Source organism: Plesiocystis pacifica SIR-1, assembly GCF_000170895.1.
Lineage (GTDB): Bacteria > Myxococcota_A > Polyangia > Nannocystales > Nannocystaceae > Plesiocystis > Plesiocystis pacifica.
The window spans coordinates 33,912-48,301 of sequence record NZ_ABCS01000031.1 but is presented as its reverse complement, the minus strand read 5'-3'; the positions used below and the strand labels follow the sequence as shown (position 1 = coordinate 48,301).

Sequence of the window (14,390 nt, the reverse complement as noted above, 5' to 3'; positions counted from 1 at the left end):
TCGCCGACTCCGTCGCGGTCTGCGAGCGTGATGCCCTCTCGCACGACCATCGCCCTCAGCGCGCCCCTGCTCCTGTGTTCGCTCCTCCTCGCATCCAGCTGCACCGACGACGCGGGCGCGGAGGGAGAGAGCGCTGACACGGAAATGGACACGGAAGCCAGCACGGATGGCGAGACGACGGGCGGCGACGAGGTCGGAGACTCGAGCACGACCGACACCGGCACTGACACGACCGAAACGGGTACTGACACGACCCAAACCGACACCACGGATACCGACACCGACACCGACACCGACACCATGGACACCGACACCGACACCACGGACACCGACACCGGTGGCGTCTGCGACGAGGACTGCAGCGAGCTCGACGGTCCCTGCGTCGAGGGCCAGTGCATCGCTGGAGAGTGCCTCGCCGTCCCCCTCGCTGACGGTACGCCGTGCGAGGACCCGCTCGGCTGCGTCGTCGACGAGGCCTGCCTCAGCGGAGCGTGCGTCGGCGAATCCCTCGCCCCGCACGAGCCCCCGGTGATCCCCCTCGGCGAGCTCGGCTGCATGGGCTACAGCATCGACGGTGACCTCGCCGACAGCCAGCTGGGTTGGTCCGTCGCGGGCGAGGTCGACTTCAACGGCGACGGCCTCGACGACCTGCTCATCGGCGTCCCCTACGACAACCTGGTGTCTACCACTTCGGCAGCTCTAGCGTTGACGACAAGGCGAGCGCGATCTACGTGATCTTCGGCAAGGACGACCCTGCCCCAGTGCTGCTCGAGGAGCTCGAGGACGGGATCGGTGGCTTCGTCATCCAAGAGGCCCTGCTCTCCGACGGCGCAGGCTACAGCGTCGACGGGGTCGGCGACGTCAACGGCGACGGCCTCGACGACTTGATCGTCGGAGCGCCCCTGTCCGAAGTGATGGGGGCCAGCGGCGCCGGCCGAGCCTACCTCGTCTACGGCAAGGAGGACGGCGACCCCGTCGCCCTCGCCGAGGTCGAACTCGGGATCGGCGGCCTCGTGTTCACGGGCGAACAGGCCGACGCGCGAGCGGGCTGGTCCGTCGCCGGAGCGGGCGACCTCGACGGAGACGGCCGCGGCGACCTGATCATCGGCGCCCCACACCACAGCCACGACGCCGACGCGTCGAGCGGCCGGGCCTACGCCGTGTTCACCGGAAACTTGTGATCGGCAGAGCTCACCACCTCGACGAGCGCGACGAGCCGCGCCCTTGACCCGCGGCCTGACGGCGCCTAGGTGAAGCTGGGTGCCGTCGCCCATCGACGGGCCAGCGAACGATCATGAGCACCTTCGAGTTTGATTTCGTCCCCCGCGGAGTGAAGCCCCCTGGCGACCAGCTCGTGGAGTCCATCTGGTACGCCCGGGGCACCATCCCCTATCGCCGGGAACGCATCGCGCCCACCGGCTCGACGGTGGCGGTGTTCGTATTGGGCGACGCCATCTTGCAGACGCCCCGGGACGGGCAAGGGCCGACCCTGCGCGCCGAGCAGGGCTTTTTGATCGGACCCCACGATGGCCCGGTCATCAACGAGCCCACCGGCGAGACCTTCGCGGTGGGCATCGTGTGTACCCCGGTGGGCTGCGAGGCCGTGTTCGGCCTGCGCCCGGCGTCGCTGCGTGGTCGGGTGGTCGACCTGATGGAGGCCTGGCCCCCCGCCGCCGAGCTTCGCCGTCGCTTGCTGGCCAGCAAGGGCTCCGACGCCATGCTCGCTGCCCTCGAAGGCGCCCTCGCGGCCCTCGCCGAGCGCGATCACGAGGTCAAGGGCATCGAGCGCTGCGCCGCCGCCGTGGCCATGCTCGAGGCCGATCCAACCCGACCCGTGGCCGACATCGCCCAGGCCCTGGACATCTCCCACGGCTACCTCGATCGAGAGTTCACCCGAGTCGTCGGCCTCTCCCCTCGACGCCTCGCCAGGCTCTTGCGCATGCGACGGCTGCTGGCGCTGATCGACGCCCACGGGCCAGTGCGCTGGGCCGAGCGCGCCCTCGACCTGGGCTGGTCCGACCAGGCCCACCTGGTGCGGGACTTCAAGCGGCACACCGGGGTCACGCCGACGGCCTACCTCGCCGCGCAGCGGACCCACTATCCGCCGGACGAGCACGGGGACGGGGCCGGCTTCGTGCCCGAGAGCTGAGCGACCTCCTCCAGGTCAAATCGGTTCAAGACCGGGGGCTCGGCTGGTGGCAACTTGGGTCCACATCCGATGGAGGTCCCCGCATGAAACAGGCATTTTCGGTCGACGAGACCATCGCGCGCCCGGTCGAGTTCGTCTGGCAGGCCATGGTCGACTGGGAGCACGCCGGTCGATGGATGCACGGCATCGACCGGCTCGAAGCCCACGGCCCGCTGGCGGTGGGCACGACGCTCACCTTCCACACCCGGGGCAAGACACGCCAGGCCGAGATCGCAGTCTGCAAGCCAGGCGAGCGCCTGGTCCTTCGCTCCCGCCAGGGCGCCGTCGAGGCGGAGTACGCCTACGCCCTCGACCCCCTCGACCCCGAGCGCACCCGGGTGAGCCTGACGGCCCGGTGCGCCGTGTCGGGCCCCCTTGGCCTGTTCGCCCCGGTGCTGCGCTGGCTGGTGGCCCGCACCGACGCGGGCCAGATCGCCGCCCTCGGGGCCTGGCTCGAGACGAAATAGGGCTCAGAGACGCCGCCGCTTCTGCCCACTCAACCTCCGCCGCCGCTCGTCAACGAATCCACGCCCCCGCGAGCGGGGGCGACCACATGCCCTCTCGATGGCACGAACGCCACTGCCCACCAAGCCAAAGCGGAGGAGCGGATAGCGACGAAGCGCCCCCGGTCCCAGGCGCCTGTGTGGGCAAAACAGAGCTCAGAGACGCCACCGCTCGTCAACGAATCCACGCCCCCGCTTGCGGGGGCGACCACATGCCCTCTCGATGGCACGAACGCCATTGCCCACCAAGCCAAAGCGGAGGAGCGGACAGCGACGAAGCGCCCCCGGTCCCAGGCGCCCGTGGTTTGAGGGGTCAAAAGGTCCGTCTACGGGGCGTGAGGGGGCTGGCGCCCCTCCGTCTCCCGAATCTCTCCAAGCCGGGGCCCGGCCGTGGGCTCAGCCGGCTTCAGGACCGGGGCCGGCTGCTCGAGCAGCGCGATCGCGGCCTCGGTCGCGCCCGGGGACAGGTGCATGTAGCGCTGCGTCGTCACCAGCGACGCGTGCCCCGCGAGCTGCTGGATCACCCGTGCCGCCGCCCCGCGCATGGCGAGGTGACTACAAAAGGTGTGTCGCAGCGTGTGCGGCCCTCGACGTCGCAGCTTCGCGGCGTCCTGGGCCTTCTCCAGCATAGTCCGCCCCGTCTGCCGCGAGGTCGGGATCTCCCGGCCCTCGCTCCCGCGGTACAGCACGAGCTCGCAGTCCCTGGGGAGAGTCCCCAGCGCATCCGCGAGCCGCCGCGTCAGCGGGATCGTGCGGATCTTGTCGTACTTGGGCGTGGTGAGCTCGCCCTTGTACTCCGAGTGCTCGACCGTCAGCTGACGCCGGCGCAGATCCACCGCAGCCCAGTGCAGCCCGCGGATCTCCCCCGCGCGCAGCCCCGCATCGCCGGCAAGCAGCACGAACACCAGGCACTCGGGACTCTGCGCCGCCGCGGCCTTGACCAGCGCCGCGTACTCGTCGAAGTCGTAGAAGTCCATCGACGGGCTCTTCACGCGCATGCGCTTGGCTCGGACGGGCAGCTCCTCGAGCACGCCCCACTCGACGGCGCACTTCAGCATCGTGTTGAGCACGCCGAGCACGTTGTTGATCGACTTGTTGGCCATGTGCTCGGTGAGCTTGGCCTTGAGCCGTTGGACGAGCTCGGAGTTGATCTGATCGAGGCGCTTGTCCCCGAACGCGGGGATCAAGTGCAGGCGCAGGACCTGGCGCTTGGTCTCAAGGGTGGATGGTTTGTGGCCGTTGGCCTTGGCGTAGCCCTCCATGTAGCGTGGGGCGAACTCCGCCAGGGTTGGGACCTCCTTCTTTATCGGGCCAGCGTCGTCGCTGGCGGTTGCCAACCCATGGATCAGCAGGTGGCGCTCGCGTTCCCTGCCCCAGCGCAGCGACGCAGACTTGGCCGAGAACGGCGACTTGCGTCGCTCGCGGTGAGTCTGGCCGTTGGGTAGGCGGATCATGATGTCGACTTCGTAGCCCCCGTTGCGGTAGGGGCGGATTTTCACGCTCATCGTTGTCGTTTCCTCTCAACGACGGGGCGTGGCTCTTCGGTAGGTGACCATCCTAGCGGATGGCAGCCTACGACGCGAAGCCCGTCCGTCGTGTTCCGCCGGGTTCAGTTTTGGGGCTCAGCGTCCGCGCCAGACGAGGTCACGCCCCTTGCCGACCATGGGGTCGTTGTCGAGGCAGCGCACCACGAAGCTCCCACACTGAGCTGCTCGAGGCGCTCGCGCTTCGATCGTCACCGCTCACCTCCAGTTTGTCTCGGCCCCTACGCGCGGGCCGTAACTGGTCCTCACGGTTCGATGTGGAAGTTCCAGCGCGCCACGAACACCAGCCCCGTCTTCGGATCCCGATCGAGCGCCCGGAGCGTCACGTCGCCGTGCATGCTGCCTTCCTTGAACACGATCTGCTGATGCAGCCCCTTGGTCCCGACGAGCTCGAAGCGGACCATCGCGCGGTCGACGTGGAACTCGATGTCGTCGGTGATGTAGGGCATCACGAGGTCGTAGGGCGTGCCGGGGTGCACGTCGTAGCTCTTCTTCGTCACGTGGCTGGACTCGAAGGTCCCCGCCGGACGCCCGTGCTTGCCGTAGCCCGTCACGTCCGTGGGCTTGGGCCGCGCGGCGAAGATGATCACGCCGCGCGGGACCTCGACCATCTCGCCGAAGCGAAAGCCATGACCGGCGTAGGAGCCGAGGTGCGCGGAGAACTCCTCGGGCTCGGAGATCCGCGCCCGGATCACCGTGTCCTCGACGGTCCGCACCTTGGCAGTGAGGATCTCCTCCCTGACCTCGGGGTAGCCCGGCACGGGCTCCGACTTCACGCCGAACAAGATCACGTCTTCCTGGGTGAGGTTGTCAAGGATCTCGTCCTTGGGCGGCGCGTAGCCGCCGAAGGCCTCGATGAACTCCTGCTTCACGTCGTCCGGGAGCGTGTTGCGATCCATGAACCCGCCTCGAGGGCGGATGTCGTCGGGGGTGATCGGGTCGTCGTCGTCCTCGAAGTCCTTGAGAACCACGTCGTCGTCGTCCGCGAGTTCGTCGTCCTTCTTCTTTTTCCGGCGCTTGTAGAGCCAGTAGGCTCCGCCGCCGATTACGGCCGTCGTGGCGAGCGTCGCCGCCACGATGCCCACGGTCCTCATCGCGGTCATCGGCTCCTCCTCCTCAGTGTTGAACCTCGAGACCGGATCGAGCACCGCGCTCCACCACGTGGCGCGCACGGTCTTCGTCGAGACTCGCCAGCGCCTTGGTGTCTGTGTTCGAGAGTAGCTCAACCATGGACTGAGCCTGACTCCAATTGCGACGTCCGTCGAGGATTTAAATGACCACACCAATTGCGCCCATCTCAGGCGTGGGGTCATTTTGGGTCACCTCGAATATGTGCCGGACGAGTCACCCCGCAGAGGTTGGGGGCGCATCACAGAGCGCTCCGGCCGCGGCTTTACCGAGGGTGTCTCAGATGCCTGTCAACGGTCTATCAATCGCGTACTAAATCGCGCTCTCGGTGTATCAACGGCCTGTCAATCGCGTACTAAATCGCGCTCTCGGTGTATCAACGGCCTGTCAATCGCGTACCAACGGCCTATCAATCGCGTGTCAAATGCGCGCCGAAAACCATCTGAGGCACCCGAGGCTGGCCGCTTCTTGGCGAAGTGTGGCCTGAGCGCGCCTCCACCCTTCCTTGTTTCCACCGTGGCCAGAATTAATAGTGGTGCTGAGGCAGACTCATGGGTGACAGAGTTGAAGTGTGGGCATTGTCCCCATGATGTGGGTCAACGGACCTCAGCCTGCGACGACTACCCCGAAGCGCGCGGCTGCGGGTAGACCGCGACAGGGTCCGACAGAAGGTCGGCCTCAGCTCTCGATCATCGTCGGGAGCTGTAGCGATGAGCAACTCCTGGTCCAGGTCCGCCCCCCGGCGGCGGTTGGTATTCGCTAGTCGACGCTGGGGCCTCACGAGTCGAGACCATCCTCCACGGGTCGCTCTCAGCCAACCACTGGTCGAGCCCACCCCGCGCACAGCCGCCCTGTTGAGGTCGGTTGGGATCCCGAAGTCGAACCTGAGCCCTGAGTCCGTACCAACCCTCCGTGAGGAAGCGTCGCCGCGACGACTTCTCGGTCGTGGGTCGTCATGATCGACGCGACACAGGCCCATGACCGGCGAGGCCAGCGGCCTCTCTCGCGCTGATAGCGTCGCAGGATGATGCTCACGTTCATCCTCTCCACCCTCATCCTCGCCCCGGACCTGTGCGCCGACGTCTATATCGATGACGACGGAAGCCCCTACACCGATGGCTTGGGCCAGACCTTCTCCCGCTACTGCCAGTGGACGGGCCCCGACGCTCCCCGACTCGACGCGGATTTGTGCTGCACCATCGACGGAGACAACTCGACCTGCGAGTTCCCCGACGCGAACGATCGCTGCGTGGTAGGCGAGCGCCGCCACTGCGAGTACGGCGAGGCCGTCGCTGATGGTGCGGTGTGCTACCAGCCCTTCCCCGGCGCGTGCGATCTTGGCTTCTGCGTCGATGAACTCGATCCAGTCGCAACCCCCATGGGCTCATCGATTCTGTGCTGCACCTGGCAGGGCTGCGAAGAGATCAGCGCCGATATGCTCTGGGCTTGTGCTGAGATCGATGGCTACAGCACCTTCTGCGATGGAGGCGCGACGAACGAAGACGGAACTGTGGACTGCCTCGAGGGCTAATCTTTGGCGGCCTTCGCACGCTGCTGAAGAGCCAGGGCCTCCCCACGGACCTTATCTGCGTGGGTTCGGGGGAGTCCCTCCTCCCACAGTTCAGTGCGGGCCGTGCTAGCGGCTTCGACCGCCAGCCCCGCGAGCTTGCCCGACAGCTTGGGGGAGGTCTCGATCAGAGTCTTCGCGCGCTCGAGGTAAGCTTGGGCGATGGCGAGAGCAGGCTCGGCGACGGGCTCGCCCTCCGCTTTGCGTCGGCTTTCCTCTGCCTCCCAGACGGCCTGAGCCTCTTCGTAGCGTCCCTCTCCGATTAACCGGACTGCGACATCAGCCGCAGATCGGGTCTCGGCCGGTTCTGCGACGGTCAACTCCGGGACCAGCTTGCCGACACTCGGCCGCGTCATCTGCACGAAGAGCACGAGCAGCACGACGGCGAAGCCTGCGAACCCCGACAGGCCCAGGAGCAGCCCGTGTAGAAAGCCCGAACGTCCGCGCCAGCTCCCGACTCCCCCACCGGATGAGCCTCCGTCGTCGGTCTCCTCGTTGCGCAGGGCCTCGATGAGCTCCGCCATCGATCCAAAGCGATCGTCAGGCTCCTCGGCCAGCCCACGCCGCAGCGCCGCCGCCAACCACTCCGGCACGTCGTCGAGCGCGTCATAGCCCTCGCGCAGGTCCCTCGCTTCGATCGCCGCGAGCAACTCACTCGCGCTCGACCCCTCGAAAGGCGGGCTCGCATAGACCGTTTGCCACATCGACGCGCACAGCGAGTAAAGATCCGAGCGCGCATCCCCAGCCTCGCCCCACAAACGCTCTGGAGCCATGTAGAGGAGCGTCCCCCGCCGAGGCCCCTCGTTGGGAGCCGAGTCCTCTCCAGCCTCGCCGAGCGCCTCAGCTACGCCGAAGTCCGCCACGAGCACCCGCCCCCCTTGGGCGACCAGCACGTTCGAGGGCTTGAAGTCCCCGTGCAGCACCCCCGCCTCGTGCGCCGCCGCGAGACCCTGCGCCGCGGCGACGTAGACTCGGCGAACCTCGGCGAGCTCGACCCAGCGTCGGCTCCACCGGCCTGCGTCCTCGCCCTCGACGAGCTCCATGACCACGAACAAGTGGCCCTCGTAGCGACCCGCGTCGAACACCCGGATGATGTTGGGATGGTCCAGCTTCGCCAGGACCCGCGCCTCCCGAAGCAGCGCCTCCTCGGCCTTCGCTCGCGCCCCCAGGCACAGCTTCATGGCGATCGGGCGCTCGAGCTCCGGGTCGCGCCCCTGAACCACCACCCCCATACCACCGTGCCCGATGTAGTCCTCGATCTCGTAGCGCCCGATCCGAAACAGCGGCTCCTCGGGCATCTGCTGATGGACCGCTCGGCAGGCGCTGATCTCCGCGAGGAGCTCGCGCCAAGCGGGGGGCAGCCGCTCCGACTCATCCAGCAGCGGGATCTCGTCGATGGGCTCACTCGGGTCGAGCTCGTCGGGCCCATCGTCGTCGGGCGGCAGGTCGGCATCCATGAGCGGCGCGGGAGCAGGCTACCACCGAGACGACCATCTGGGCTCGGCGCGTCGACGCCCCCTGAACGCGCTGTCCTCATGGCCAATCCTTCCCCTCTCCCCGCGTGTACACTTGGTCTGCATGGGACTAAACGCGATCTACCGGGCATACCTCGACGCGCTCCGCAGATCCGCCCCGCGTGACCGCGCCCGCGCGAAGGCGATGCTCGTGCACGGGGTCGACCGCTGGCTGATCGGCTACTTCGAGCGGCGCTTCCCCTACCACCTCGCCCGCGACCTCGCCCAACAGTCGAATGAGCTGATCTGGGAGCGCTTTTCCAGCTTCGCGCCCGTCCATGACGAAGCCTTCGCCCGCTGGGTGGGCAGCGTCGCCCGGATTCAAGCCCTGCGAGCTGCCCGTGGGCAAAGCCGGCGAGATGCAGAGCTCGGGCGCGACGTCGACCTCAGCGCGCTCGTCCACGATGGGACCGGCCCGATCACCGCCCTCGAGCGCCAAGAAAAGCGAGACCTACTGGCGCGAGAGCTCGATCGACTCGCCGAGCCCTTTCGACGCGCGGTCGAGGACCAGCTCGCTGGTGGCGATGTCGAGTCCTTCGCTAAAAAGGAAGCGACCGCCGCGGCGACGATCCGAACTCGCCGACATCGCGCAAAGATCGAGCTGAAGCGGCGGATCCGGGCCAAGCTCCGAGCGTCCGCGACCCCTTCGACGTAGCGCGCTGGTTCCGCCTTTGCGGTGCCCCCGGAACTTCCCGTCTCGCCCAGGCGGTGGTTCCTCAATGCCGTCCCTTCAGCTCGTCCCGCGACTCGCCAAGGCGGAGCGCCATGTCCTCCTCACGGTCTTGCGCGACCACCCTCACTGGAAGCTCAGCGAGCTCTTGCGGTTCATCGAAGGGGGTGGACCTCGCGCCGCGCTGCTTCGTGACCTGCGGATCGAGGAGCTCTTGTCTACGGAGGTCACCGTCATCGTACGCCGGCCCTTCGTCGCAGACACAAACCGAGACCGCGAGCGGCTCGAGGCCGCTCAGCAGGCGTCGGGTGAGCTGTTTGACGAGTTCGTCCGGGAAGTCTGCACGAAGCGTCGACGACGGGCTCTGACTGGGTCTGCGCGGCCTACCTGCGCGAGCGCGTCGGCGGACCGCGTTGGAAGCTCCAAGCGTCCCTCGCTCGCTTGGTCGACGGAGGGGACGCCGAGCGTGTGGGGCGAACGAGCTCGACCCGCTACCGTTGCCTCTCAAACGAGACGCCTTCGCCCTGAGCGTTCGGATGAAGCTACTCCGGACACGTTTCGGCCGTCACGTCCGAAGCCTGCGCAAGGCACGAGGTATGACGCAGGAGGAGCTCGCGGAGCGCTCTGGGCTCTCCGCCGACACGATCCGACGCCTCGAGCACGCAGGCTTCTCGCCGAGCCTCGACACGGTCATCAAGCTATGTACGGGCCTCGACCTCATGGTGAGCACCTTGTTCATGAGCTTCGAGACCGGAGCCCGTGACGAGGCTCGAGAACTCATCGACCTCGCACTCGCGCGCCGCCCACGAGATCTGGAGCTCGTGACAGGGATACTGCGGCTGTTGTTCGACGAACTCAGCCGAAGGACCAACGATGAAAACCAGGACTGACCCACAAGTGGCGACGCCGAGTACCTCCACGACCCGGGCGCTGCGCTACGAACTCGCCGAGGCTTGAAGGGGCCTCCCAGAGGCGAGATGTGCACGCGGGTTCGCCGCAGGCCCTGAGTCTCTTCCAAGTTGGAGGCTAGGTCACATCCACCGGGTTCGACTCAGAACATCTGCGGTGCGACTCTCCGTTCATGAAGGGGACGAACCGACTCAAGGGTCTCGCACTCTGCTTGGCCTTCACTCTAGGCGGAGCTTGCGGTGATGACTTGCAGGAAGGCAGCGAAGGGCAGGTGGCATGTCAATCAGTGTGCCTGGTGAACCTCGAGGTCGGGGTCGAGTGTCACGTGGGCTTGGGGATCACCAAGGTCCAGTGCGGGCCAGACGCGAACATCGCCGCGTTCAATTGTAGCGAGGGCGGTGGGCTGCCCGGTGACGTTGTCCCGCATTGCCAAGAAGACGGTGGGGGTGATGAGGCGGGCTCGGGTACCACCATGGGGAGCGGCGCCACCTGGGACCCGTTGACCTTTGTCGAGCTCGAGTCAACAGGTACTCGAGTGATCGACCGAGCAGCCTTCGAGCTCATCCTCGACGATCTGAGTCTGCTGGAGGCCGACGCGACCGTGCTCCGCACCAAGGACGACGGGACCTGGTTCATCGCCTTCGCCGGAGAGCTGTGTGAGGCTCTCGGCCTCGAGCGCTTCGATGAGTTGGCTGCGGTGAACGGCAAAGACCTGTCCGGCTTGGGTGCGATGCCTGAGCTCTACGACCTACTCCAGGGGCAAGGGACCTTCGAGCTGACCATTGTTCGTGGCGGAGAGCGGGTGCTACAGTCCTACCGCCTCGAATGAAGCCCGCGACCCTGACGCTGTCCGCCGTGCTCCTGGGTCTTGGCCTCGGGAGCGTTGCGGCGTGCGCGGAGGAGGAGCCTCCCTTCGAGTTGACCCACGAGACCGAGCACATGCGAATCGGGGTGGCCGATGGGCAACCCCTTTGTGGTGGTGACCTCGCCTACCTCGAGCAACACGTGGTCCGGGTCGAAGATCTGCTCTCGACGCAGATGGAGGGCAAGGTCGACGTCTATCTCTGGCGGGGTGCCTCCGTGGGCTGGAACGACTACTGCTCCGCCGACCAGGCGGGATGCTATCGGCGGGACACCCACACGATCTACACCAGTCAGGACGCGGTCGGCCACGAGCTCGTACACGCGGTGGCGATCCCCTTGGGGAAGCCTTCGGCGATGTGGTCCGAGGGCATCGCCGAAGCCCTCGATCAACATCGGACGGTCTTGGGCGCCACGCCCTTGCTCGAGAACTTCTTCCGCGACGATGACGTCGTCGACTACGCGAGCGCTGGGCACTTCGTGCGCTGGGCCTGGGAGGTCTACGGCGCCCAGGCTGTTCGAGAGCTGCTCAGCGATCCGCGAGATCCAGAGGTGGCGTTCGAGGCGATCACGGGACAGACCCTCGCGGAGGCGCAAGCGGAGTACGCCGCTCAGGCTCCGTGGAGCTTCGCCGTGCTCGAGACCTGCCAGTTCGGGGCGCTCACGGAGACGACGCCTGGTGAATGGGCGGACGACTTGGAGCTCGATTGTGACAACGATCAGACGCTGTGGGGGAGCTCCGAGCTCGGTATGCGGCGGAGCTTCGAGGTCACCTCGCAGGGGGGCTTTCGGGTGACTTCAGACGCGGACAGGCTGTTCATCCAGCGCTGCCCCGACGAGGACATCTTGGCTCGGCCCGAGGAGGAGCCAGGGCCAGAGCAGGGTGACGTACCCATCTCGACTCCAAGTGTGCCGGAAGGGCCGGGGGTGCTCATCGATGGGCAGGGGGCAGGCCAAATCCTCGAGCTCGCCCCGGCTCGCTATGAGTTGATCATCGCAAGCAACGAGGCTCGAGTGGTGAGTGTCGCGGTTCGCTCGGAGACGCTGCCGTAGCCCGGGCTGGCGTGGACCCCCACGACGAGTAGGCCGACGAGGTCATCGCCTGGGCGACGCGCTCGGATCACGACGTCGACGACGAGGGCCGGAGCTGGTCGACGCACCCGGCCGACATGGCCGCCGAGGGCCTCGCCCGGTCCCTCGAGGACAACGCAGACGCCAGCGCCCAGGTCGAGGCCCTGCGCCGAGAGGCAGCCGCGAGCGCGACGACGGCGGCCAGCGTCGTCCGGGCCCTCGAGGTCGAGCTGCTCGAGCTCGGTCTGCTCGAGCGACGCGTCGAGCGGCCAGCGACCATGCCCTGGTACGCCCTGGTCGACGGCGAGGTCATGAAGACCACCCGCGTGGTAGACGAGAGCTGGCTCAGCGAGGAGGTCCGCCGCGAGCAGGCCGAGCTCGCGTCGCTGCCGGTCTTCGGCCCCGTCGCGCCGCCCCGCGACCTCGCCCGCGCGCGGGTCATCTTCGAGCCCATCGGGCGGGACCTCGCGGCCGGGGTCGTGCGCGGGGAGATCGGATCTTTCGCCGAGCTCGATCGGGCGGTTGCGAAGTTTGCGAGTGTCAGCGAGCGGACGGCACGGTCCACGCGTCTGGGCGTGTGGGGAGTCCGTGGGCGTCGCGGTCGGCCGGCCAAGAAAGGGCTTGCAGGGCGAAAATTGGCAAGTCAGGGTGTAGTGGCGACGGATAGCTGCGCCTTGTGAGCGGCGAGCTTCCGCGTCGAGCGAGGCCCCGCAGTTTGACCCGAGAACGGTCGGCTGCGGGGCCTCGTCGCGTTGAAGGGAGCAGGCGTGAACATCGACCCGAGCATCCTGGACATCCTCGGCGGGCTGGTCCTGCTGCTCCTCGGAGGCGGCACGGGCTACGGCGTCCGGGTGACCCGCGGCGACGCGCTGACTGAACGGCTGGCGACGATTCAGGAGCAGCTCACCGAGGCACACTGGATGGGCTCGTGAAGGGGGACCTCGTGCAGCTGCGGGACCGCAGCCACAAGCACGAGAGCGCGTTGGCGCGACACGAGGCGGACATCGAAGAGCTCTTCGACGCGCTGACGATCTACATGACCCATGCCGATGGGCTACCCGAGACGGCCCGGGAGACGATCATGGGGAAGCTCGCGCGGAAGAGGCGACGTGGAGTGACCGGACCAGTCGTACGTGGCTAGGAGTCGTCTCCACGGTAGTCGTAGAGGTCGAGATAAAACCCTGCGTTCAGCGCTGTAAGCCGCTCCATCGACTCAACCGAGAGGCTGTACAGCGGAGCGCTAGCCCACATTCGGACACTACACTCAACGTGTGCAGTCAGGCCGCGAGACTCGACGTACGCCACAACCTGCTGCTGGTAAGGCCAGACCTCGTCTAGCAGCGCAGAGACTGCATCATTGACACAGTCGCCAGCATTCCAGCCTGACGCGACTGTCCAGGATGTGTTCGCTAGATCTGCTCGGGCCCGAAGGTGTTCTCGTTTTTGCGTCCATGTCGTGGTCGGCTGGCGCCCGACTCGACTCGAACAGTCATCGAGGTCGAAGTCGTCTCCGACGATTGAGAAGACCACGAGTATTTCGACATCCGCGCCCGACACGTCTGCTGCACTCATTACAACCCTCCCCCTTCCGCGTACACCCCGCCGAAAAACACGCGGGCGGGTACCCGGGCCCGTTTTTTTCGCCGGCCGACCCTCGAAAATTCCCCGTTAGCCCCCTGAGCCCCGAAGTGCCCAACGATCCCGACAACTTGCCCCCGACCACCGCCGCCCCCGAAGCGCACGGCAACCCGACTCGCCAGCCCACCGGCCGGCCCACGCCCCAGACCAGCGCCCCGACGCGTCCCCGCGCCCCCGCCGTCCGCAAACGGGACACCTCCACCCCCATCCCCGTCGTCCAGCGCAAGGCCGAGACCACCACCCGCGGTCACCTCGCCCGCGACGGCGAGGCCCACCTCGTCCTCATCGGCGGCGACCAGTGGGCCCGCTGCACCTCCGAGCACGACGCCAAGCTCGTCCGCCGCCTGGTCCTCAACGGCACCGACGTCACCCTCGACCGCGTCCACCACATCGGCGGCCGGGTCTTCCGCTTCGAGCTCGCTAGCTGAAGCGCTACCCTGTCGTTGATGAGCGCCCACATCAACGCACTACTCCCCGGAGTCCTCGGTCTCTTTCTCCTCCTCTCGCCTCTCTCCTGGCTGACCAAAGCAAGCGGGGGCAAGGAGAAGCAAGCTCTGGCGATGGCTAGAGCTGTAGGGGCGCTGCTGCTCATCGCGGGGGTGTTCCAGGCCTTCGCTTTCTACATGAGCTGATGCCCCGAGCGATCCGCACCAAGTCCGGCCGCCTCCGCCGAGGGGTCGCCCGCCGCCGCATCCAGGCCGCCGGCCCCGGCGAGGTCATCGTCCTCGACCAGGGCCGGCGCATGGTCAAGCGCAACGACGGCAGCCGCAGCCGCTCCCGGAACAGCTTCACCCTCG

18 protein-coding genes are annotated in these 14,390 nt (G+C 67.2%); 14 read left to right on the top strand and 4 right to left on the bottom strand.

Going from position 1 to position 14,390, the window contains the following annotated elements:
- The first annotated feature begins 30 nt into the window (after window positions 1-30).
- The 4 genes from PPSIR1_RS17595 (at window position 31) to PPSIR1_RS43030 (ending at window position 2,655) form a co-directional block, all read left to right on the top strand.
- Complete coding sequence (locus tag PPSIR1_RS17595) at window positions 31-735, top strand: integrin alpha (RefSeq protein WP_045116218.1); 705 nt, start codon at window positions 31-33, stop codon at window positions 733-735.
- Window positions 732-1,181 (top strand): integrin alpha, encoded by a 450-nt coding sequence (locus tag PPSIR1_RS17590; RefSeq protein WP_006972456.1) that lies wholly within the window; start codon window positions 732-734, stop codon window positions 1,179-1,181. Before PPSIR1_RS17595 ends, PPSIR1_RS17590 begins: the two co-directional genes overlap by 4 nt.
- A gap of 113 nt (window positions 1,182-1,294) precedes the next feature.
- Window positions 1,295-2,149 carry a helix-turn-helix domain-containing protein gene (locus PPSIR1_RS43035; protein WP_006972455.1) on the top strand — a complete coding sequence of 285 codons (855 nt, stop codon included), beginning with the start codon at window positions 1,295-1,297 and terminating at the stop codon, window positions 2,147-2,149.
- Between the two features lie 83 nt (window positions 2,150-2,232).
- Window positions 2,233-2,655, top strand: coding sequence for an SRPBCC family protein (locus PPSIR1_RS43030; RefSeq protein WP_006972454.1), 423 nt, complete (start codon window positions 2,233-2,235; stop codon window positions 2,653-2,655).
- A gap of 362 nt (window positions 2,656-3,017) precedes the next feature.
- On the opposite strand, the gene PPSIR1_RS17575 is transcribed toward PPSIR1_RS43030, so the two are convergent.
- On the bottom strand, window positions 3,018-4,196 hold the full coding sequence (locus tag PPSIR1_RS17575; RefSeq protein WP_006972453.1) for a tyrosine-type recombinase/integrase: 1,179 nt from the start codon (window positions 4,194-4,196) through the stop codon (window positions 3,018-3,020).
- A gap of 284 nt (window positions 4,197-4,480) precedes the next feature.
- Window positions 4,481-5,338 (bottom strand): hypothetical protein, encoded by an 858-nt coding sequence (locus PPSIR1_RS17570; RefSeq protein ID WP_198154535.1) that lies wholly within the window; start codon window positions 5,336-5,338, stop codon window positions 4,481-4,483.
- 1,049 nt (window positions 5,339-6,387) lie between these two features.
- On the opposite strand from PPSIR1_RS17570, the gene PPSIR1_RS17565 reads away from it, so the two are divergent.
- Window positions 6,388-6,894, top strand: a complete 507-nt coding sequence (locus PPSIR1_RS17565; RefSeq protein ID WP_006972450.1) for a hypothetical protein — start codon at window positions 6,388-6,390, stop codon at window positions 6,892-6,894.
- On the opposite strand, the gene PPSIR1_RS43025 is transcribed toward PPSIR1_RS17565, so the two are convergent.
- Window positions 6,891-8,387 (bottom strand): serine/threonine-protein kinase, encoded by a 1,497-nt coding sequence (locus PPSIR1_RS43025; RefSeq protein ID WP_006972449.1) that lies wholly within the window; start codon window positions 8,385-8,387, stop codon window positions 6,891-6,893. The genes PPSIR1_RS17565 and PPSIR1_RS43025 overlap by 4 nt on opposite strands.
- A 121-nt stretch (window positions 8,388-8,508) precedes the next feature.
- Here PPSIR1_RS43025 and PPSIR1_RS17555 point away from each other — a divergent pair, with 121 nt between their 5' ends.
- The 7 genes from PPSIR1_RS17555 to PPSIR1_RS50205 all read left to right on the top strand — a co-directional run bounded on the left by PPSIR1_RS17555 (window position 8,509) and on the right by PPSIR1_RS50205 (window position 13,096).
- Window positions 8,509-9,099: an RNA polymerase sigma factor gene (locus PPSIR1_RS17555; protein ID WP_157595660.1), complete on the top strand. Its 591-nt coding sequence runs from the start codon at window positions 8,509-8,511 to the stop codon at window positions 9,097-9,099.
- A gap of 551 nt (window positions 9,100-9,650) precedes the next feature.
- Entirely contained in the window at window positions 9,651-10,004 is a 354-nt protein-coding gene (locus PPSIR1_RS17550; protein WP_045116217.1) for a helix-turn-helix domain-containing protein, read from the top strand.
- Window positions 10,005-10,318: 314 nt separating this feature from the next.
- Window positions 10,319-10,852: a PDZ domain-containing protein gene (locus tag PPSIR1_RS17545; RefSeq protein ID WP_157595659.1), complete on the top strand. Its 534-nt coding sequence runs from the start codon at window positions 10,319-10,321 to the stop codon at window positions 10,850-10,852.
- The gene (locus PPSIR1_RS17540) at window positions 10,849-11,937 is read left to right on the top strand and encodes a hypothetical protein (protein ID WP_006972444.1); all 1,089 of its coding nucleotides are present in this window, start codon (window positions 10,849-10,851) and stop codon (window positions 11,935-11,937) included. The genes PPSIR1_RS17545 and PPSIR1_RS17540 overlap by 4 nt, the downstream gene beginning before the upstream one ends.
- 116 nt (window positions 11,938-12,053) lie before the next feature.
- Window positions 12,054-12,635: a hypothetical protein gene (locus PPSIR1_RS17535; protein WP_006972443.1), complete on the top strand. Its 582-nt coding sequence runs from the start codon at window positions 12,054-12,056 to the stop codon at window positions 12,633-12,635.
- 87 nt (window positions 12,636-12,722) lie between these two features.
- Window positions 12,723-12,887: a hypothetical protein gene (locus PPSIR1_RS47965; protein WP_006972442.1), complete on the top strand. Its 165-nt coding sequence runs from the start codon at window positions 12,723-12,725 to the stop codon at window positions 12,885-12,887.
- Window positions 12,884-13,096: a hypothetical protein gene (locus tag PPSIR1_RS50205; RefSeq protein ID WP_006972441.1), complete on the top strand. Its 213-nt coding sequence runs from the start codon at window positions 12,884-12,886 to the stop codon at window positions 13,094-13,096. The genes PPSIR1_RS47965 and PPSIR1_RS50205 overlap by 4 nt, the downstream gene beginning before the upstream one ends.
- Here PPSIR1_RS50205 and PPSIR1_RS51270 read toward each other — a convergent pair.
- Window positions 13,093-13,527: a DUF4279 domain-containing protein gene (locus PPSIR1_RS51270; RefSeq protein ID WP_086001430.1), complete on the bottom strand. Its 435-nt coding sequence runs from the start codon at window positions 13,525-13,527 to the stop codon at window positions 13,093-13,095. The two genes, PPSIR1_RS50205 and PPSIR1_RS51270, sit on opposite strands and share 4 nt — an antisense overlap.
- Before the next feature lie 116 nt (window positions 13,528-13,643).
- Between PPSIR1_RS51270 and PPSIR1_RS17525 the strand changes: the two genes are divergently transcribed.
- Both PPSIR1_RS17525 and PPSIR1_RS17520 read left to right on the top strand, forming a co-directional pair.
- Window positions 13,644-14,021 (top strand): hypothetical protein, encoded by a 378-nt coding sequence (locus PPSIR1_RS17525; RefSeq protein ID WP_006972439.1) that lies wholly within the window; start codon window positions 13,644-13,646, stop codon window positions 14,019-14,021.
- Window positions 14,022-14,039: 18 nt separating this feature from the next.
- A complete protein-coding gene (locus PPSIR1_RS17520; protein ID WP_006972438.1) occupies window positions 14,040-14,225 on the top strand; it encodes a hypothetical protein in 186 nt (61 codons plus the stop codon).
- Window positions 14,226-14,390: the final 165 nt, after the last annotated feature.

Bases quoted from the DNA above. Each gene is read 5' to 3' on its own strand.
- PPSIR1_RS17595 (WP_045116218.1), top strand. From the start codon at position 31: ATGCCCTCTCGCACGACCATCGCCCTCAGCGCGCCCCTGCTCCTGTGT.
- PPSIR1_RS43035 (WP_006972455.1), top strand. From the start codon at position 1,295: ATGAGCACCTTCGAGTTTGATTTCGTCCCCCGCGGAGTGAAGCCCCCT.
- PPSIR1_RS43030 (WP_006972454.1), top strand. From the start codon at position 2,233: ATGAAACAGGCATTTTCGGTCGACGAGACCATCGCGCGCCCGGTCGAG.
- PPSIR1_RS17575 (WP_006972453.1), bottom strand. From the start codon at position 4,196: ATGAGCGTGAAAATCCGCCCCTACCGCAACGGGGGCTACGAAGTCGAC.
- PPSIR1_RS17570 (WP_198154535.1), bottom strand. From the start codon at position 5,338: ATGACCGCGATGAGGACCGTGGGCATCGTGGCGGCGACGCTCGCCACG.
- PPSIR1_RS17565 (WP_006972450.1), top strand. From the start codon at position 6,388: ATGATGCTCACGTTCATCCTCTCCACCCTCATCCTCGCCCCGGACCTG.
- PPSIR1_RS43025 (WP_006972449.1), bottom strand. From the start codon at position 8,387: ATGGATGCCGACCTGCCGCCCGACGACGATGGGCCCGACGAGCTCGAC.
- PPSIR1_RS17555 (WP_157595660.1), top strand. From the start codon at position 8,509: ATGGGACTAAACGCGATCTACCGGGCATACCTCGACGCGCTCCGCAGA.
- PPSIR1_RS17550 (WP_045116217.1), top strand. From the start codon at position 9,651: ATGAAGCTACTCCGGACACGTTTCGGCCGTCACGTCCGAAGCCTGCGC.
- PPSIR1_RS17540 (WP_006972444.1), top strand. From the start codon at position 10,849: ATGAAGCCCGCGACCCTGACGCTGTCCGCCGTGCTCCTGGGTCTTGGC.
- PPSIR1_RS17535 (WP_006972443.1), top strand. From the start codon at position 12,054: ATGGCCGCCGAGGGCCTCGCCCGGTCCCTCGAGGACAACGCAGACGCC.
- PPSIR1_RS51270 (WP_086001430.1), bottom strand. From the start codon at position 13,527: ATGAGTGCAGCAGACGTGTCGGGCGCGGATGTCGAAATACTCGTGGTC.
- PPSIR1_RS17520 (WP_006972438.1), top strand. From the start codon at position 14,040: ATGAGCGCCCACATCAACGCACTACTCCCCGGAGTCCTCGGTCTCTTT.